This is a genomic window from Rhizobium sp. GN54 (assembly GCF_021026345.1).
Lineage (GTDB): Bacteria > Pseudomonadota > Alphaproteobacteria > Rhizobiales > Rhizobiaceae > Mycoplana.
The window spans coordinates 246846-264109 of sequence record NZ_JAJNCZ010000003.1 but is presented as its reverse complement, the minus strand read 5'-3'; the positions used below and the strand labels follow the sequence as shown (position 1 = coordinate 264109).

The window sequence follows — 17264 nt, the reverse complement described above, 5'->3', positions numbered from 1 at the left end:
CTCCCTTCCAGATGCTTGTTGACGCGCGGTCCGCCGGCAGTCGTCGCGACGCAACAGACCTTTGGCGAGGCTGCATTCCCCGTTCGCTTTCCTGCAGGCTGCCCCGATACAGGCCCGGCAGACACGATCGAGGATCAGCCCTTCGTGAAGATGTAGTCGGTCTCCTGGCGCAGGGTCTCGCCCGGCCGCAGGACCGCGTTCGGAAAGCCCTCGTGGTTGACCGCATCCGGCCAGATCTGCGTTTCGAGGCAGAAGCCGGCGAAGGCACCGTAGCGGCGCCCCTCGAGGCCCGGAACGGGGACGCTGACCATGGAGCCGGTGTAAAGCTGCACGCCCGGTTCGGTCGTGCGCACTTCGAGCGCCACGCCGGAGCGGCTGCTGCGGGCGCGGGCGACCGGGGTCTTGGCGCGACGCTCCTCCGCCAGGCAGAAATTGTGGTCGTAGGCGACGCCGCCGGCCTCGGTCTGGCGACGCATCGGCGTCATCTTTCGAAGATCGAAGGGCGTGCCCTCGACCGGCCTGGTCTCTCCGAACGGAATCAGGCGCTCGTCCACCGGCAGGTAGCGGTCGGCTGCGATGCTGATCTCGTGTCCCAGCGCGTCGGCCTCGCCGTCGAGGTTGAAATAGCTGTGCTGGCAGAGATTGGCGATGGTCGGCGCGTCGGTCGTGGTCTCGTAGACGACCGACAGCGTGCCCGGGTCCTGGAGGCTATAGGTGCAGGTGACCGTGCAGTTGCCGGGATAGCCGGCGCGGCCCGCCGGATCGACGATCCGCAGCGTTACGTGGCTTTCGGACTGGTCCACGATCTGCCAGTTGCGCCGGCCGAGCCCGTCGCTGCCGCCATGGAGATGGGTCACGCCGCGCTCGTTCAGTTCGAGTTGGTGGGACGTGCCGTCGATCGCAAAACGGCCGTCCGCGATCCGGTTGGCGTTGCGCCCGGGGGTGGCGCCGAAATAGGGGGAATGGGCGATGTAGTCGGAAAGGCTCTCCAGCCCGAGGACCAGCGGCGGTTCGTGCCCGTCAAGCCGCAGATCCTGGATCACGGCGCCCCAGGTGATGACTTTCGCCTTCAGGCCGCCTCCGGTGAGGACGACGAGCTCGACGGGTTCGCCCGTCTCGAGCAGGCCGAACTGTTCATTGCGCGCGTTCACCGATGTCCCTCCCGGCCTTGCCAAGTCCGCGCCGCAAACTGCGGCAAAACCGATGCAGGGGCAACGGAAAAATCATACCAATGGATGCGGCAGTGCGCGCAATGGGCTGCGCCTGCACGACCATGATCGTCAGAGGGTCTTCTGGTAGATGATGAAGGGCGTCTTGTCGGCGATCCTGTCGTAGAGTTGCTGCGCGGTGGCGTTGAACTCCTGCGTCATCCAGTAGACTTCGGCGGCATTCGCCTCGGCAGCCCTGGCATAGACCGCCTCGATCAGGGCGCGGCCGACGCCGGTGCCGCGGACCGCCGGATCGGCATAGAGGTCCTGCAGGTAGCAGACGTCGCCGATCGTCCAGCAACTGCGGTGGAACAGGTAGTGGGCGAGGCCCACGGGCCTGCCGTCCAGGACGGCGAGCAGGCCCGCATAGTCGTTCGCCCCGTCGCCGGTCAGCCGGGCGAAGGTGGTGCGAAAAATCTCCTCCGGCAGGACGGTCTCGTAGAAGGCGAGATAGGCGGTCCAGAGGCGTCGCCAGTCGACCTCGTCAGTCGGGGTGAGGGCTCTGATCTCGAGGCCGCTCATGGTGTCATCCTCGCGGGCCGATCCTGTCGAGGTCGTAGGGCGTCGTCTGGTACATCTCGTTGATCCAGTTGCCGAACAGAAGATGCGCATGGCTGCGCCAGCGGTTCAAGGGGGCGATAGCCGGATCGTTGTGCGGAAAGTAGTTCTTCGGCATCTTGATCGGCGCGCCGGCGTCGACGTCGCGGAAATACTCGTCGGCCAGCGAAGTGGAATCGTACTCCACGTGGTTGAAGACGTAGAGGCGCTTGCCGCCCTCTTCCTGCACGAAACAGACGCCCGTCTCGTCGGATTCCATCAGGATCTCCAGTCCGGGCCGCTTGCGGATGTCATCCGCGCGCACCTCGGTCCAGCGGGAGACCGGGATCTGGAAGTCATCGGAGAAGCCGCTGAGAAACACCGAGGCCGGATTGCGGTTGTGGTGGCGGAAGACGCCGAAGGCCTTCTCGTCGAGCGTGTATTTCGGCACGCCGTGGAAATGGTAGATCGCCGCCATCGCGCCCCAGCAGACGTTCAGGGTGGAATGGACGTTGGTGACGGTCCAGTCAAGAATGCGCTTCATCTCGTCCCAGTAGGTCACGTCCTCGTAGTCGAGCGTCTCGATCGGGGCGCCGGTGATGATGAAGCCGTCGAACTTGCGGTGCCTGATCTCCTCCCAGGTGTCGTAGAAGGCGAGCAGGTGGTCCTCGGAGGTGTTCTTGGCCTTGTGGCCGCCGATGCGCACGAGCGACAGTTCGACCTGCAGCGGCGAGGCGCCGACGAGGCGCGCCATCTGGATCTCGGTCTTGATCTTGTTCGGCATGAGGTTGAGAAGCCCGATCTGCAGCGGGCGGATATCCTGCCGGACAGCCACCGTTTCGGTCATCACCCGCACACCCTCATGGACGAGGGTTTCGAATGCGGGGAGCGTATCGGGAATCTTGATGGGCATCTTTCACTCGATCAAACAAAAAAACCGGCAGCGACGGCAGTCGCAACCGGTCCACGGAAGGTCTCTTCTCGCGGCCCCTTTAGCGACTTGTTTAACGTGGCTGCAAGCCGGCCGGCCAAATCACCACGGGACGGGCCCTACATAGCGCCAGTCCGGGAAAGAATCAATGTCGCCGTCCGGCAGGCGCCGGCGCTGCCGGTCGGCGGCGCCCGACGGCCCCGCCGATGTCAAGCCAAGTGATCAGACGAAGAACTGACCGCCATTGGCGGAGATCGTCGAGCCGGTGATGAAGCCCGCATCGTCGGAGGCGAGGAAGACGACGCAACGCGCGATCTCCTCCGGTTCGCCCAGCCTGCCGACGGGGATCTGCGGAATGATGCGTTCGCTCAGCACCTTTTCCGGGATCGCGCGGACCATCTCGGTGCCGATGTAGCCCGGGCAGATGGCGTTGACGGTGATGTTCTTCGCAGCCCCTTCCTGGGCCAGCGCCTTGGTGAAGCCAAGATCGCCGGCCTTGGCGGCCGAGTAGTTCGCCTGTCCCATCTGGCCCTTCTGGCCGTTGATGGAGGAGATGTTGACGATGCGGCCGAAGCCGCGGTCGCGCATGCCGGTCCAGACCGGGTGGGTCATGTTGAACAGGCCCGACAGGTTGGTGTCGACGACCTCGCGCCACTGCTGCGGCGTCATCTTGTGGAACATGGCGTCGCGGGTGATGCCGGCATTGTTGACGAGAATCTCGACCGGACCGAGGTCAGCCTCCACTTTCCCGACGCCGTCGGCGCAGGCCTCGTAGCTGGACACGTCCCATTTGAAGACCGGGATCCCGGTCTCGGCCTTGAAGGCCGCGGCCGCCTCGTCATTTCCCGCATAGTTGGCGGCGACCGCGTAGCCTGCCGCCTTGAGCCCGATCGAGATGGCCGCGCCGATACCGCGCGTGCCGCCGGTTACCAAAGCTACCCTGCTCATATTGTGCACTCCCCCCAAAGATTGCTGCCATCGTTGTTCTTCGGCCGGGCCGGGACCCTGACGGGCCGCCCCGATGCGGCTTGTCGGTGAAGGCAGTCGGTAAGTTCCTCCTTACGTTCTTTCGACGCACATGGCGACGCCCATGCCGCCGCCGATGCAGAGCGTGGCAAGGCCGCGGGATACGCCGCGGCGCTTCATTTCGAAGAGCAGCGTATTGAGCACGCGGGCGCCGGACGCGCCGATCGGATGACCGATGGCGATGGCGCCGCCATTGACGTTGACGATCGCCGGATCCCAGCCGAGGTCCTTGTTGACGGCGCAGGCCTGGGCGGCGAAGGCCTCGTTGGCCTCGACGAGGTCGAGGTCGCCGATCTTCCAGCCGGCCCTCTCCAGGGCCTTGCGGGATGCGGGAATGGGGCCGGTGCCCATGATCTGCGGATCGACGCCGGCGGTCGCCCAGGAGACGATCCTGGCGAGCGGCTGGATACCGCGGCGGCCGGCCTCGGCCTCGCTCATCAGCAGCGTTGCCGCCGCTCCGTCGTTGAGGCCGGATGCGTTTGCCGCCGTGACGGTGCCGTCCTTGTCGAAGGCGGGCCGCAGCTTGGCCATGGAGTCGAGGGTCGCGCCGTGGCGGATGTATTCATCGCTGTCGACGATCACGTCTCCCTTGCGGCTCTTGACGGTGAAGGGGACGATCTCGTCCTTGAAGCGGCCCTCCTTCTGGGCGGCCTCGGCCTTGTTTTGCGATGCGACGGCAAAGCTGTCCTGCTCCTCGCGGGACAATTGCCACTTCTTGGCGACGTTCTCGGCGGTGATGCCCATGTGATAGCCGTAGAAGGCGTCGGTCAGGCCGTCCTTGATCATCGTGTCGATCATCTTGAAATCGCCCATCTTCACCCCGCCGCGCAGGTGGGCGCAGTGCGGCGCCATCGACATGGATTCCATGCCGCCGGCGACGATGATGCCGGCGTCGCCGGTCGCGATCTGCTGCATGCCAAGGGCCACGGCGCGCAGGCCGGAGCCGCAGAGCTGGTTCATGCCCCAGGCGGTCTTCTCCTGCGGCACGCCTGCCTTCATCGCGGCCTGCCGGGCCGGGTTCTGGCCCTCGCCGGCGGGGAGCACCTGGCCAAGGATCACCTCGTCCACCTCCTCGGCGGCGACGCCGGCCCGCTCGAGCACGGCCGTGATCGCCGCAGCCCCGAGTTCATGGGCGGGCGTATTGGCGAAGGCGCCGTTGAAAGAGCCGACGGCGGTCCTGGCTGCGCTGGCGATGACGATGGACGGGGTGGCCATGAAGCGTCTCCTCACATTGTTCTTGGTGCCGGAACCGGCGGTTTCGGGCCGTCGCGGCCCGCCCGGTTCCAGGGCTGCCCATTTCGATTGCATCGCCGGACGAAGGCCGGCGCGAACAACCGCCTCACGGCAAAACTGTCAAAGCTTTGGGGGAGAGTCAAACAACTTGTCTCGGCAAATCCGGGCCCAAGCAGAGCGACCGTGACCGGCGAAAATGATTTTGCGCAGCATTTTTTCACTGCAACGCACAATGCGTTTGTAATAACGTTGTTTTTGCGGATACTCGCAAATGCATGGAGCGGATTGGAATACGGGGAGGAGGAGACCCAGATGGCCAAGAACGACAGCCCGATCACGATCAAGAAATATGCGAACCGGCGCCTCTACAATACCGGAACGAGCACCTACGTGACGCTCGACGATCTCGCAGTGATGGTGAAGAAGGGGGAGAACTTCACCGTCCAGGACGCGAAGTCCGGGGAGGACATCACGCACTCGGTCCTGACGCAGATCATCTTCGAGCAGGAATCGAAGACCGGCAACACGCTTTTGCCGATATCCTTCCTGCGCCAGCTCATCAGTTTCTACGGCGACCAGATGCAGATGGTCGTGCCGAGCTATCTGGAACATTCGATGCAGGCCTTTACCGACCAGCAGGCGCAGATGCGCGAGCAGATCAACAAGGCCTTCGGCGACACCCCGCTGACCAAGAACCTGCAGATGCCGATGCAACTGGTCGAGGAGCAGGTGCGCCGCAACACCGAGATCTTCCACAAGGCGATGCAGATGTTCTCGCCCTTCATGACGGCGCCGCAGCCGAAGGAAACGAAGAAGGCCGAGGCGAAGGACATCGACGAACTGAAAGAGCAGTTGCGCGCGCTGCAGTCGAAGCTCGACAACCTGGGCTGAAGACCCGGGAGATCCGGTCCGGCGCTTGCTGCCGGGCCGCCGCAGTGGTTCTCACGGGCCGGATGCACGCGGGATCGCCAGGCCAAACTCAAAATGGCATCACAGAAAGAAAAAGGCCCGGACGAGCCGGGCCTTCAAGAAATCTCGCTGTGCGAAAGCGCTTATGCGCTTTCCTTCGGCGTCAGCACTTGGCGACCGCGGTACATGCCGGTCTTCAGGTCGATGTGGTGCGGGCGGCGCAGTTCGCCGGAGTTCTTGTCTTCGATGTAGCTCGGAGCCTTCAGGGCGTCGGCGGAGCGGCGCATGCCGCGCTTGGACGGGCTCGTTTTTCTTTTCGGTACAGCCATTTCACTACTCCACTGAACGGGCAAACACATCCAAGGCCACTGAAAATGGCCGAAAAAGACGTGCATCTATCTCGGAAATTTGGCGGGCTTATACATGGCTAATACCCGCTTGACCAGTCCCCGCCGGCATTTTTTCGCATTTGCCGGGGCGCCCGGTACCGGCCGCCCCGGCGCCGGGTCTCTCAGGCTTCGTCTTCCGGCACGATCCAGGTTTCGGCAAGGGCCGCCGCCTGCCATTTCTTCCAGGCCGGATGCGCCATGACGCGATCCATATAGGCGAGCGCGGTGCGGTCCGACGTCAGAAGATAGGCATGGAAGCGGTTGACCACGGGCGCGAACATCGCGTCGGCGGCGGAGAAAGCGCCGAAGAGGAAGGGGCCGCCGGACCGCTGCAGCGCATCGCGCCAGATCGTCTCGATGCGGGCGACGTCATCGGTCACGCCATCGGGCAGGTCGATGGCGCGTTGCGGCCGGCGAATGTTCATCGGGCAGGCGCCGCGGAGCGCCCGGAAGCCGGCGAGCATCTCCATCGAGACGGAACGCGCCTCGGCCCTGGCCTCCCGGTCCGCCGGCCAGATGCCGGCCTGCGGGAAGAGTTCGGCCACGTATTCGATGATGGCGAGCGATTCCCAGACCCGCATCTTGCCGTGATGGAGGACGGGGACGCGGCCGGTCGGCGACAGTTCCTTGAAGGCCGGATTGCCGGCTGCGAAATCGAAGGGGATTACACGGTCGGAAAAGGGGATGCCGGCCGCTTCCATCGCGATCCACGGCCGGAGAGACCACGACGAATAGTTCTTGTTGCCGATGTAGAGGACGAGGTCGGACATGCGCGGCTCTCCTTGCGGATTTCAGTTCCGCGAAACCCTAGAAGCCCGGGCGTCCCGGTGCCAATGAAAAGGCATGAAGTCAGTCATAAAGGCACTTGATGTATTCGCCGGAGCGGCTGGCGCGGCGCTCGATCACGGTGGCGAGGCGGCGCAGCCCGCGTCCCGGTTCGCCGGCATTGCGCTCGATCGGATTGGGGAGCGACACCGCGAGCAGCGCCGCCTGGCGCCGTGTCAGCTTGCTGGCGGGAACGTTGAAATGGTGCCGGGCGGCCGCTTCCACGCCGTAGATGCCGGGCCCCCATTCAGCGACGTTCAGGTAGATCTCCATCAGCCGGCGCTTCGACCAGACGAGGTCCGCGGTGACAGCCAGCGGCAGTTCGGCGGCCTTGCGGACGAAGGAGCGGCCGTTCCAGAGGTAGAGGTTCTTCACCGTCTGCATCGGGATCGTGCTGGCGCCGCGCGTCTGCGCCCCTTCCAGCGCGTCGGTGACGACGGCGCGCATCTCGCCCCAGTCGACGCCGCCGTGGCGGCAGAACTGCCCGTCCTCCGACATCATCACCGATTGCACGAGGACCGGTGCGATATCCTCGAAATCCACCCATTGGCGGTCGTATCCCCGGAGCGTCACGAGGTCGCGCAGCATCAGCGTCGATACCGGATGGACGAGGCCGATGGCGTAGACCGGGATGAGCAGGTAGGGCAGGATCAGAAGGGCCACCACGAGGAGGGCCACCTTCCGAACGCCGCGCCGCAGCCGCCGGCTCAAGCGCTCGTTCCCGCCGGCGCCATCCATGGCGGCATCGCCCTGCCTCGCATCGAATTCCGCATTGCCGCGTGTTTCCGGTGTTATGTCCAAGGGCGGTGTCCGTCCTGTCGCGTTCCCGGTTTTCATACCGTCATGCCGCCCGGTTTGCCAGTGGTTGCGACCAACTTTGCCGGCTTTGATCACGCGATGCCGGCCTCGGCCGTTGCCTAACGCTGCGTCGCGTGCCAAAGAGCGCGCATGACCAGCCAGTCCACCCTTTTCCAGCAACGCCTGAAATCGAACGCCGAAAGCGTCGAGGCCGTACTCGCCGGCCTGCTGTCCGCAGACCTGCGCGCCGGCGAGATCGCACGGCCCGAACGGCTGCTGGCGGCCGTGCGTCACGGCGTCCTCAACGGCGGCAAGCGGCTCAGGCCCTTTCTGGTGATCGAGACCGCGGCGCTGTTCGGCGAAGGCCGCGCGTCGTCGGCGGTCCGGGTCGGTGCCGCGCTCGAATGCGTGCACTGCTACTCGCTCGTGCATGACGACCTGCCGGCGATGGATGACGACGCCCTGCGCCGGGGACAGCCGACGGTTCATGTGGCCTATGACGAGGCGACGGCGATCCTTGCCGGCGACACCCTCCTGACGCTGGCCTTCGATATCGTCGCCGCCCCCGAGACCGTGCTTGCCGACCGTATCAAGACCGAACTCGTGCTGGCGCTGGCGCGGGCCGCCGGCATCGGCGGCATGGCCGGCGGGCAGGCGCTGGACCTGGCGGCCGAGAAGACCGCGCCCGGCGAGGCGGGCATCGTCACGCTGCAGGCGATGAAGACCGGAGCGCTGATCCGCTTTGCCTGCGAGGCCGGCGCGATCGTCGCCGATGCAGACGCCGAGGCGCGGAGCGTGCTCAGGCGCTACGGCGAGACGGTCGGACTGGCGTTCCAGCTCGCCGATGACCTTCTCGACCTGACGGCGGATGCCGAGACGATGGGCAAGGCCACCGGCAAGGACATGGCGCGCGGCAAGGGGACGCTGGTGGCGCTGAAGGGGCAAGACTGGGCGGAACGGCGCCTGAACGAGCTGGTAGGGGAGGCCGAGACGCTGCTTGCGCCCTTCGGCGAGCGGGCCGGCATCCTGATCGAGACCGCCCGGTTCGTGGCCAATCGCAGGAGCTGAAGGCATGAGCAAGTTCTGGTCGCCGATCGTCGAGACGCTGAAGCCCTATGTCGCCGGCGAGCAGCCGCGGATCGCCGATCTCGTCAAGCTCAACACCAACGAGAATCCCTACGGTCCCTCGCCGAAGGCGATCGCGGCGATGCAGGCGGCGGTGACCGACAGCCTGAAGCTCTATCCGGATCCCTCGGCGCTCGGCCTTCGGCAGGCGATCGCCAGGGTCTACCGCGTCGAGCCGGAGGAAGTGTTCGTCGGCAACGGATCCGACGAGGTGCTGGCGCATGCTTTCGCAGCGCTGCTGAAGCACGAGAAGCCGCTGCTCTATCCTGATATCACCTACAGCTTCTACCCGACCTATTGCGGCCTGTTCGGCATCGAGGCCGTCGAGGTGCCGCTGAAGGACGACTACACGATCGACATTGCCGACTACCGCCGGTCCTGCGGCGCGATCATCCTGCCGAACCCGAACGCACCGACCGGCATCGGCCTGCCGCTTTCTGCGATCGAGACGCTCGTTTCGGAGCATCCGGACCAGCCGGTCGTCGTCGACGAGGCCTATATCGACTTCGGCGGCGAGAGTGCCGTGCCGCTGACGCGTCGCTACGACAGCCTGCTCGTCGTACACACGCTGTCGAAGTCGCGCTCGCTCGCCGGCCTCCGGGTCGGCTATGCGATCGGCCAGCGGCCGCTGATCGACGCGCTGGAGCGGGTCAAGGACAGCTTCAATTCCTATCCTCTCGACCGGGTGGCGCAGGCCGGCGCGACCGCCGCGATCGAGGACGTCGCCTGGTTCGACGAGACACGGGGCAAGGTGATCGAGGCGCGCGAACGCGTCGCCGGCGCCCTGCGCCAGCGAGGCTTCGAGGTGCTGCCGTCGCAGGCGAATTTCGTCTTCGCCCGCCATCCCGGCCATAGCGGCGCGGACATCGCCCGCGGCCTGCGGGAGCGGGCGGTGCTGGTGCGGCATTTCGGCAAGCCGCGCATCTCGGACTTCCTGCGGATCACGATCGGCACGCCGGAGGAATGCGACCGGCTGGTGGCTGCCCTCGACGAACTCGTCTAGGCTGGCGGCAGAAGCTCACAGGCAGACAGGCCGGATATTGCGCCTGGTGTCTGAGACAGGATATTGCTCGTTCGGACACATCGAGGTGAAGAGATGAGCGACATCCTGCCCTACCTGCCGCAGCTTGCAGTCGGATGGACGGCCTATCTGATCGCGACCGCTTCCCCGGGACCGGCGATCCTCGCCATCATCGGCACCTCGATCAGCCAGGGACGCAAGGCGGGGCTGGCGCTGGCGCTCGGCGTGCTGACGGGATCCTATGTCTGGGCCATGCTGACGGCGTCCGGCCTTTCCGCCCTGATCCGCGCCTATGGCCAGGCGATCATCGTGCTCAAGATCGCAGGCGGGCTGTATCTGCTCTGGCTCGCGTGGAATGCCCTGCGCTCGGCGCTGCGCAGCGGCGAAGCCTATGGCGCACGGCAGGCCCTGCCGGCGCTGTCGCCGCGCCGGCAGTATCTGAAGGGGCTCGGCATCCACCTGACCAACCCCAAGGCGATCTTTGCCTGGATGATGCTGACGTCGCTCGGCATGCCGGCGGGAGCGCCACCCTGGACGATGGCCGTCTTCATCGCCGGCTGCATGGCGCTGGGGCTTGCGACCTTCATCGGATTTGCGCTGCTGTTCTCGCTCGGGCCCGTCCACCGCGCCTATCTGCGCTCGCGCCGCCTCATCGAGGGTGCGATGGCGGCCTTCTTCGCCCTTGCCGGCTTCAAGCTCCTGACAGCACGGATCTGAGCTATTCCGCGGCCGCCTGGCCCTGGCCGAAACGCTGCTCGATATAGTCGGTGACCAGCGCCTCGAATTCGCCGGCGATGTTGGTGCCGCGCAGCGTCATCGCCTTCTTGCCGTCGATATAGACCGGGGCGGTCGGCAGCTCGCCGGTGCCGGGAAGCGAAATGCCGATGTCGGCATGCTTGCTCTCGCCGGGCCCGTTGACGATGCAGCCCATCACGGCGACCTTCAGCGCTTCCACACCCGGATACTTCTCGCGCCACACCGGCATGTTTTTGCGGATGTCGTCCTGGATCTTCTGGGCGAGTTCCTGGAACACGGTGGAGGTGGTGCGGCCGCAGCCGGGACATGCGGCGACGACCGGCAGGAACTGGCGGAAGCCCATCACCTGGAGCAGTTCCTGGGCCACCTGCACCTCGCGGGTGCGGTCGCCGCCCGGCTCCGGTGTGAGCGAGATGCGGATCGTGTCGCCGATGCCCTGCTGCATCAGGATGCCGAGCGAGGCGGAGGAGGCGACGACGCCCTTGGTGCCCATGCCGGCCTCGGTCAGGCCGAGATGCAGCGCATGGTCGGAGCGGGCGGACAGCATGGCATAGACGGCGATCAGATCCTGAACGTTGCTGACCTTGGCCGACAGGATGATGCGGTTGCGCGGCAGGCCGATCTCCTCGGCCAGTTCGGCCGACAGCAGCGCAGAGGCGCAGATCGCCTCGCGCATGACCTCCTGGGCGGTGAGCGGAAAACCCTTCTCCTGGTTTTCGTTCATCAGCCGGGTCAGGAGTTCCTGGTCGAGCGAGCCCCAGTTGACGCCGATGCGCACCGGCTTGTCGTAGCGGATCGCCGTCTCGACGATGGCGCCGAACTGCCTGTCCTTCTTGTCCTTGAAGCCGACATTGCCGGGATTGATGCGGTATTTCGCCAGCGCCTCGGCGCAGGCCGGATGGTCGGCCAGCAGCTTGTGGCCGATATAGTGGAAGTCGCCGACCAGGGGCACGTCCATGCCGAGCCTGAGCAGGCGCTCGCGGATCTTCGGCACGGCGGCAGCGCTCTCGTCGCGGTCGACGGTGATGCGCACGAGTTCCGAGCCGGCGCGGGAGAGGGCGGCGACCTGCGCCACGGTCGCATCGACATCGGCCGTGTCGGTGTTCGTCATCGATTGCACGACTACCGGCGCGCCGCCGCCAACCATGACGCCGCCGACATCGACGCCGACGGACTGGCGGCGCGGCTTGGGGTCGAAATCGAAGGAGAAGGACATGATAAGCCTCGTCGTGGCCCGCTGTGTTCCATCCTGGCCGTCGATCATGACAGCCCGTTGCCGGAACGTTCGTCCCTCAGGTGGAACAGGAAATGTGGCTTGTCAACTGCCGGGTCGTCGATACGAGCCGCGCACGTTGTTGTGTTAAAGGTGTTGAAACCCGCCGCGGCGATATCACATCCCGTAAGCGGGCCGAAAGCCGGCCGCCGGCCGTTCCGGCCGATACCGTCACAGCGACCCTCGAGGAGACGACGATGAAGCTGAACGTCAATGGCAGCGAGCACGAGATCGACGTCGAACCGGAGATGCCGCTTCTGTGGGCGCTGCGCGACGAGCTTGCCATTCGCGGCCCGAAGTTCGGCTGCGGCATCGCCCAGTGCGGCGCCTGCACGGTCTTCATCGACGGCGAGCCGGTGCGCTCCTGTTCGGTTACCGTCGGCGAGGTGTCCGGCGCGGTCACGACCATCGAGGGGCTGGCCTCGGACGGCCGCCTGCATCCGGTCCAGCAGGCCTGGATCGACGAGCAGGTCGCCCAGTGCGGCTACTGCCACGCCGGCCAGATCATGACGGCCGTCGCGCTGCTGCAGGCGATCCCCGATCCCTCGGACGAGGATATCGACAACGCCATGTCGGGCAATCTCTGTCGATGCGGGACCTATCCGCGTATCCGTGCCGCGATCAAGCGCGCGGCCAGCGCGACGGCGGGGGCGTGACGATGGGCAGGCTCGGAAAGATCGCGCGCCGCACCTTCCTGATCGGCACGGGGCTCGTCGCCGGCGGCCTGGCGGTCGGCTACTATTATTACCGCAAGCCCTATCCCAACCCGCTCGAGGACGACCTCGCCGAGGGCGAGGCGACGTTCAATCCCTATGTCAAGATCGCGCCGGACAACACGATCACGCTGATCGCGCCGCGGGCGGAGATGGGACAGGGCGTCTCCACGACGCTTGCCGCCCTCGTCGCCGAGGAACTGGACGTCCGGCTCGACCAGGTGATCGTGGAGCACGGCCCGGCCGGCCATGCCTATGCCAACACGACGATGCTGGAGGAGGGCGTGCCCTTTCCGCATTTCGACGAATCCACGGTTGCGGAACTGATGCGATCCGGCATGGCGGTGGCCGGCAAGTTCCTCGGCCTTCAGGGCACGGGCGGGTCGACGTCGATCGTCGACGGCTTCTACAAGATGCGCCAGGCAGGTGCTGCGGCGCGCGAGGTGCTGAAACTTGCCGCGGCGAAGCGGCTGGACGTCGAGACCGGATCGCTCTGGACGGCGGACGGTATCGTCACCGACCCGGCGTCCGGCAGGACCTTCACCTATGGCGAACTGGCGCAGGAGGCGGCGGCCCTGGCGCCGCCCGCCGAGATCCGGCTGCGTGAGAAGTCGGAGTGGACGATCCTCGGCAAGCCGCAGGCCCGCATCGACATGCGCGCCAAGGTCACCGGCGCGCCGATCTTCGGCATCGACGTGCGCCTGCCCGAGATGCTGTTCGCGACGCTGCGGATGAACCCCTATCGCGGCGGCCCCATCGCGAGCCTCGACGCTGCGGAGGCCGAAAAGATGCGCGGCGTCGTCAAGGTGGTGAAGGTCGAGACCGGGATCGCCAACGGCTATGCGGTCATCGCGGACAATACCTGGCGGGCCTTTCAGGCGGCTGATGTTGTGAGCGTGGAATGGGGCAAGGGGGCCTATCCGCCGGACAGCGCCGGCATTCGCGAGGTGCTGGAGACGGCGCTCAGGGATGGCGATGCCAGCTACGGCCGGGACGACGGCAATGTCGAGACGGCCTTTGCCGATGCGCCGCGCGAACGCCTCGTCGAGGCGGACTACGGGGTGCCCTATCTGGCGCATGCGACGATGGAGCCGATGAACGCCACGGCCCGGCTCAAGGACAGCCGGCTCGACATCTGGGCCCCGAACCAGATGCCGACGATGGTGCGCCAGCTCGCCGCCGCGGCCATCGGCATCGAGACCGAAAACTGCTTCGTCCATACCACCTATCTCGGTGGCGGCTTCGGCCGCCGCGGCGACGTCGACTACGCCATCTATGCCGCGATCGTCGCCAGCAGGACCGACGGGCGGCCGGTGCAGGTGACCTGGACGCGCGAGGAGGACGTGCAGCAGGACATGTATCGTCCGGCCGCGCTCGGCCGCTTCCGGGCGCGGCTCGGCGACGACGGAATGCCGGTCGCGGTTGACATGCGCATTGCCGCGCCCTCGATCATCGGCAGCATCCTGCCGCGTTACTTTCCGAGCCTCTCGCCGATCGGGCCCGACAAGTCGATCACCGACGGCTCGGCGAACCAGCCCTACACGATCGAAAACTACCGTGTGGGCGGCATCAAGGCGCCGGTCTCGGTACCGGTCGGCTTCTGGCGCTCGGTCGGCAATTCGTTCAACGGGTTCTTCCACGAAGGCTTCATGGACGAGATCGCCGTTGCCGGCGGTGTCGATCCGCTGGAGCTCAGGCGAAAGCTGATGGCGGCCTATCCGACGGCCGTCAACGTAATCGACAAGGTCGGTGCCATGGCGCGCTGGGGCGAGACGTTGCCGCCGGGGACTGCGAAGGGCTTCGCCTTCACGCTGTCCTTCGGCACCTGGGTCGCGCAGGTCGTGCAGGTCGCCGATGTCGGTGGCCGGATCCGCATCGAGAAGGTGTGGTGCGCGGCCGATCCCGGCGAGGTCATCGATCCGGCGATCTTTACGGCGCAGATGATGTCCGGCATCGTCTACGGCCTGTCGTCGGCGATCGGGGAGGAGATCACCTTTGCCGACGGCGCCGTCGAGCAGTCCAATTTCCACGACTACACGCCGATGCGAATGCACCAGTGCCCGCAGATCGAGATCGGTCTGCTGGAGACCGCACATCGCATGGGCGGGGCCGGCGAACCGGGCACACCGCCTTCCATTCCCGCGCTTGCCAATGCGGTCCATGCGCTCACCGGAAAGCGCATCCGCTCGATGCCACTGTCGAAGGAAGTGGAGTTCCTGTGATCGACCTGCGCAAGGCGCTCACGGGACTGGGGTGCCGCGCCGGGCGGAGCCCCGTCAGTGGCGCCCGTGCACGTCCGCATGCACGGCGTGCTTCGACAGCAGCAGCACGACCAGGAGCAGGGCCGGAAGGACGGAAAAGACCCAGGCGAAGCTCGTGTACTCGGCGATGAAGCCGATGGAGGAGGGGGCGAAGAGCGAGCCGGAATATCCCATCACCGTCGTCACCGACAGCGCCACGCCCTGGGCGAAGCCCGGCAGGTTGCCGGCCGCGGAAAAGGCGATCGGGACCATGTTGGAGATGCCGATGCCGCAGATGGCGAAGCCCGTCATCGCCACGTAGGCGTTGGGGGCGAAGCCTGCGATCACCATGCCGATGATGGCAAGCACGGTGGAGACGCGCAGCGTCCTGACCGCGCCGAAACGGTCGCGCACATGGTCGCCGGCAAAGCGCATGATGGCCATAGTGGCGGAGAAGGCGCCGAAGGCGAAGCCGGACAGCGCCAGCGACGCGCCGAGTTCGTCGCGCATGTAGAGCGCGCCCCAGTCGAGGATGGAGCCTTCGGGGATCATCGTGAACAGCGCCATGATGCCGATCAGCCACGGCAGCGGCGACATCGGCAGGCGAACCTTCTGGCGCGTTTCGGAGGGATGCGGCCGGTCGTGCAGGATCGAGGTCCAGACGGCTGCGAGGCCAGCAAGCGCCAGCACCGTCAGCAGGGCCGCATGTCCCAGGACGCCGATGGTCTCGATCAGGTAGCCGCCCGTCGTGGCGCCGATGAACGCACCGAGGCTCCAGAATGCATGGCAGGACGACATGATCGCCCGCCGCATCGACCTTTCGACCTCCACGGCATTGGCGTTCATCGCGATGTCCATCGCGCCGGTCAGCCCGCCGAAGAGGAAGATGGCGATCGCGCCGGTCCAGATGCTCGGGGCGAGTGACAGCAGCAGCATCGTCGGGATGAAGGCGAGTGTGGCGCCGCGCACCGCCCGCGAGGTGCCGACATGGGCGATGAGGATGCCCGCGAGCGGCATCAGGATGAGCGAGCCGATGCCGAAACCGACGATCATCAGCCCGAGCTGGGATTCGCTCAAGGACAGGCGGCTTGCGAATTCGGGGATCTTGGGCGCCCAGGCGCCCATGAACGTGCCGTTGAGGAGAAACAGGCCGGAGACGGCGATCCGCGAGGCCGGGTAGTAGGACGATCGCACGGGTGCCGTCGCTGCGTTTTCTGGTGTGGTCATTTGCTGTTCCAGTCCGGTGGCGGCGCGACTTTGGTGGCGCCCGGTGTTCTAAAAAAATGCGATCAGATTTCGGTGGTGCGTGCCTGGCGCCTAGCCGTGTCGTTTCCTTTCGACCGTCGGTTCGGGCGCGGCTCCACCGGGTCGGCCCGGATCACGCGCAAGCCGGCCGCCGTGCATTCTGCGACTTCCTGCTCGTCGGCGTCGGCTTCGAAGACGGCCCGGTCGAGCCGCCCGATCGGGATCACCGCGTAGGGCGCCGCCATGGCGAGCTTGTCGTTGGTCACGGCCGTCAGCACCGCGCGGCTGCGCATCGCCACGAAGCGCTTGAACTCGGCGTCCTCGAAGCCGAAGGCGGTGACGCCCACGTCCGGATGAAGCCCGCAAATGCCGAGGATGCAAAGATCGGGGCGCAGCACCTCGGCGTCGCGCAGCGCCTTGGCGCCGATCGCCGCGCCGGTCTTGCGGTCGATCGGACCGCCGATCTGGATGATCTCGATGCCGCGCCTGTCGATCAGCGCCGCTGCGATGGCCGGTGTATTGGTCGCCACCGTCAGGCGCCTGTCTTCCGGCAGGGCACGGGCGATCGCGAGGTTGGTGCTGCCGGCATCGAGGAAGACGAAGGCGCCCGGCTCGACAAGGGCGGCTGCGGCGCGGGCAAGGGCATCCTTGCGGTCGCCATCGGTCCCGACGCGCTCGCTGAAGCTGGTCGACGGGCCTGTCGGTAGCGCGCCGCCGTAGACGCGCCGGCACAGGCCGGCCGCCGCCATTTCGCGCAGGTCCCGCCGGATCGTGTCCTCCGAGACGCCGAGCTCCTGTGCGAGGTCCGTCGCGATCACCCGGCCGTGCGCGGCAAGGCGTGCCTTTATGAGCGTCTGGCGTTCGCCGAGAAGGAGCTCGCTGAGCGACATTCGATGTTCCAATCGTGCAATAATGCGCGTAAATACGCATAATCGTGCACGATTGGCAAGTGTCTTCCGAAGTCGGCGGCCGCGCAAACAAAAACCCCGCCGTTACCGGCGGGGTTGTCTTTCAGGTCCGATGTGCGGCCGGGCC

At 66.2% G+C, this 17264-nt stretch carries 17 protein-coding genes and 1 riboswitch; of the genes, 6 read left to right on the top strand and 11 right to left on the bottom strand.

Going from position 1 to position 17264, the window contains the following annotated elements; genetic code table 11:
* Positions 1–134: 134 nt before the first annotated feature.
* The 5 genes from LQK81_RS10530 to LQK81_RS10510 form a co-directional block, all read right to left on the bottom strand.
* Complete coding sequence (locus LQK81_RS10530) at positions 135–1151, bottom strand: aldose epimerase family protein (protein WP_230806093.1); 1017 nt, start codon at positions 1149–1151, stop codon at positions 135–137.
* A 129-nt stretch (positions 1152–1280) separates the two neighbouring features.
* On the bottom strand, positions 1281–1730 hold the full coding sequence (locus LQK81_RS10525) for a GNAT family N-acetyltransferase (protein WP_230806091.1): 450 nt from the start codon (positions 1728–1730) through the stop codon (positions 1281–1283).
* Between the two features lie 4 nt (positions 1731–1734).
* Positions 1735–2658 carry a homoserine O-acetyltransferase MetA gene (gene metA, locus LQK81_RS10520; protein WP_230806089.1) on the bottom strand — a complete coding sequence of 308 codons (924 nt, stop codon included), beginning with the start codon at positions 2656–2658 and terminating at the stop codon, positions 1735–1737.
* Positions 2659–2716: 58 nt separating this feature from the next.
* Positions 2717–2795: riboswitch (SAM riboswitch) on the bottom strand.
* A gap of 103 nt (positions 2796–2898) precedes the next feature.
* Positions 2899–3624, bottom strand: a complete 726-nt coding sequence (locus tag LQK81_RS10515) for a beta-ketoacyl-ACP reductase (protein ID WP_230806087.1) — start codon at positions 3622–3624, stop codon at positions 2899–2901.
* A gap of 111 nt (positions 3625–3735) precedes the next feature.
* Entirely contained in the window at positions 3736–4917 is a 1182-nt protein-coding gene (locus tag LQK81_RS10510; RefSeq protein ID WP_230806085.1) for an acetyl-CoA C-acetyltransferase, read from the bottom strand.
* A 330-nt stretch (positions 4918–5247) separates the two neighbouring features.
* On the opposite strand from LQK81_RS10510, the gene phaR reads away from it, so the two are divergent.
* On the top strand, positions 5248–5826 hold the full coding sequence (phaR, locus tag LQK81_RS10505; RefSeq protein ID WP_230806083.1) for a polyhydroxyalkanoate synthesis repressor PhaR: 579 nt from the start codon (positions 5248–5250) through the stop codon (positions 5824–5826).
* A 161-nt stretch (positions 5827–5987) separates the two neighbouring features.
* On the opposite strand, the gene rpmF is transcribed toward phaR, so the two are convergent.
* The 3 genes from rpmF to mtgA all read right to left on the bottom strand — a co-directional run bounded on the left by rpmF (position 5988) and on the right by mtgA (position 7859).
* The gene (rpmF, locus tag LQK81_RS10500; RefSeq protein WP_097137963.1) at positions 5988–6173 is read right to left on the bottom strand and encodes a 50S ribosomal protein L32; all 186 of its coding nucleotides are present in this window, start codon (positions 6171–6173) and stop codon (positions 5988–5990) included.
* Between the two features lie 182 nt (positions 6174–6355).
* Entirely contained in the window at positions 6356–7003 is a 648-nt protein-coding gene (locus LQK81_RS10495; RefSeq protein WP_230806081.1) for a glutathione S-transferase family protein, read from the bottom strand.
* Positions 7004–7082: 79 nt separating this feature from the next.
* Positions 7083–7859 (bottom strand): monofunctional biosynthetic peptidoglycan transglycosylase, encoded by a 777-nt coding sequence (gene mtgA, locus LQK81_RS10490; protein ID WP_442967108.1) that lies wholly within the window; start codon positions 7857–7859, stop codon positions 7083–7085.
* 147 nt (positions 7860–8006) lie between these two features.
* Here mtgA and LQK81_RS10485 point away from each other — a divergent pair, with 147 nt between their 5' ends.
* From LQK81_RS10485 to LQK81_RS10475, 3 genes are all read left to right on the top strand, one after another.
* On the top strand, positions 8007–8924 hold the full coding sequence (locus LQK81_RS10485; RefSeq protein ID WP_230806079.1) for a polyprenyl synthetase family protein: 918 nt from the start codon (positions 8007–8009) through the stop codon (positions 8922–8924).
* A gap of 4 nt (positions 8925–8928) precedes the next feature.
* The gene (gene hisC, locus LQK81_RS10480) at positions 8929–9984 is read left to right on the top strand and encodes a histidinol-phosphate transaminase (protein WP_230806077.1); all 1056 of its coding nucleotides are present in this window, start codon (positions 8929–8931) and stop codon (positions 9982–9984) included.
* 93 nt (positions 9985–10077) lie between these two features.
* Positions 10078–10719: a LysE family translocator gene (locus tag LQK81_RS10475; RefSeq protein ID WP_230806075.1), complete on the top strand. Its 642-nt coding sequence runs from the start codon at positions 10078–10080 to the stop codon at positions 10717–10719.
* Position 10720: 1 nt separating this feature from the next.
* Here LQK81_RS10475 and ispG read toward each other — a convergent pair whose 3' ends face one another.
* Positions 10721–11974: a flavodoxin-dependent (E)-4-hydroxy-3-methylbut-2-enyl-diphosphate synthase gene (gene ispG / locus LQK81_RS10470; RefSeq protein WP_230806073.1), complete on the bottom strand. Its 1254-nt coding sequence runs from the start codon at positions 11972–11974 to the stop codon at positions 10721–10723.
* A gap of 254 nt (positions 11975–12228) precedes the next feature.
* Between ispG and LQK81_RS10465 the strand changes: the two genes are divergently transcribed.
* The gene (locus LQK81_RS10465) at positions 12229–12687 is read left to right on the top strand and encodes a (2Fe-2S)-binding protein (RefSeq protein ID WP_230806071.1); all 459 of its coding nucleotides are present in this window, start codon (positions 12229–12231) and stop codon (positions 12685–12687) included.
* Between the two features lie 2 nt (positions 12688–12689).
* Positions 12690–14966 (top strand): xanthine dehydrogenase family protein molybdopterin-binding subunit, encoded by a 2277-nt coding sequence (locus LQK81_RS10460; protein WP_230806069.1) that lies wholly within the window; start codon positions 12690–12692, stop codon positions 14964–14966.
* A 54-nt stretch (positions 14967–15020) separates the two neighbouring features.
* On the opposite strand, the gene LQK81_RS10455 is transcribed toward LQK81_RS10460, so the two are convergent.
* Positions 15021–16211, bottom strand: coding sequence for an MFS transporter (locus tag LQK81_RS10455; RefSeq protein WP_230806067.1), 1191 nt, complete (start codon positions 16209–16211; stop codon positions 15021–15023).
* A gap of 62 nt (positions 16212–16273) precedes the next feature.
* Complete coding sequence (locus LQK81_RS10450) at positions 16274–17119, bottom strand: DeoR/GlpR family DNA-binding transcription regulator (protein ID WP_230806065.1); 846 nt, start codon at positions 17117–17119, stop codon at positions 16274–16276.
* Positions 17120–17264 lie beyond the last annotated feature (145 nt).

Bases quoted from the DNA above. Each gene is read 5' to 3' on its own strand.
- LQK81_RS10525 (WP_230806091.1), bottom strand. From the start codon at position 1,730: ATGAGCGGCCTCGAGATCAGAGCCCTCACCCCGACTGACGAGGTCGAC.
- metA (WP_230806089.1), bottom strand. From the start codon at position 2,658: ATGCCCATCAAGATTCCCGATACGCTCCCCGCATTCGAAACCCTCGTC.
- LQK81_RS10515 (WP_230806087.1), bottom strand. From the start codon at position 3,624: ATGAGCAGGGTAGCTTTGGTAACCGGCGGCACGCGCGGTATCGGCGCG.
- LQK81_RS10510 (WP_230806085.1), bottom strand. From the start codon at position 4,917: ATGGCCACCCCGTCCATCGTCATCGCCAGCGCAGCCAGGACCGCCGTC.
- phaR (WP_230806083.1), top strand. From the start codon at position 5,248: ATGGCCAAGAACGACAGCCCGATCACGATCAAGAAATATGCGAACCGG.
- rpmF (WP_097137963.1), bottom strand. From the start codon at position 6,173: ATGGCTGTACCGAAAAGAAAAACGAGCCCGTCCAAGCGCGGCATGCGC.
- LQK81_RS10495 (WP_230806081.1), bottom strand. From the start codon at position 7,003: ATGTCCGACCTCGTCCTCTACATCGGCAACAAGAACTATTCGTCGTGG.
- LQK81_RS10485 (WP_230806079.1), top strand. From the start codon at position 8,007: ATGACCAGCCAGTCCACCCTTTTCCAGCAACGCCTGAAATCGAACGCC.
- hisC (WP_230806077.1), top strand. From the start codon at position 8,929: ATGAGCAAGTTCTGGTCGCCGATCGTCGAGACGCTGAAGCCCTATGTC.
- LQK81_RS10475 (WP_230806075.1), top strand. From the start codon at position 10,078: ATGAGCGACATCCTGCCCTACCTGCCGCAGCTTGCAGTCGGATGGACG.
- ispG (WP_230806073.1), bottom strand. From the start codon at position 11,974: ATGTCCTTCTCCTTCGATTTCGACCCCAAGCCGCGCCGCCAGTCCGTC.
- LQK81_RS10465 (WP_230806071.1), top strand. From the start codon at position 12,229: ATGAAGCTGAACGTCAATGGCAGCGAGCACGAGATCGACGTCGAACCG.
- LQK81_RS10460 (WP_230806069.1), top strand. From the start codon at position 12,690: ATGGGCAGGCTCGGAAAGATCGCGCGCCGCACCTTCCTGATCGGCACG.
- LQK81_RS10455 (WP_230806067.1), bottom strand. From the start codon at position 16,211: ATGACCACACCAGAAAACGCAGCGACGGCACCCGTGCGATCGTCCTAC.
- LQK81_RS10450 (WP_230806065.1), bottom strand. From the start codon at position 17,119: ATGTCGCTCAGCGAGCTCCTTCTCGGCGAACGCCAGACGCTCATAAAG.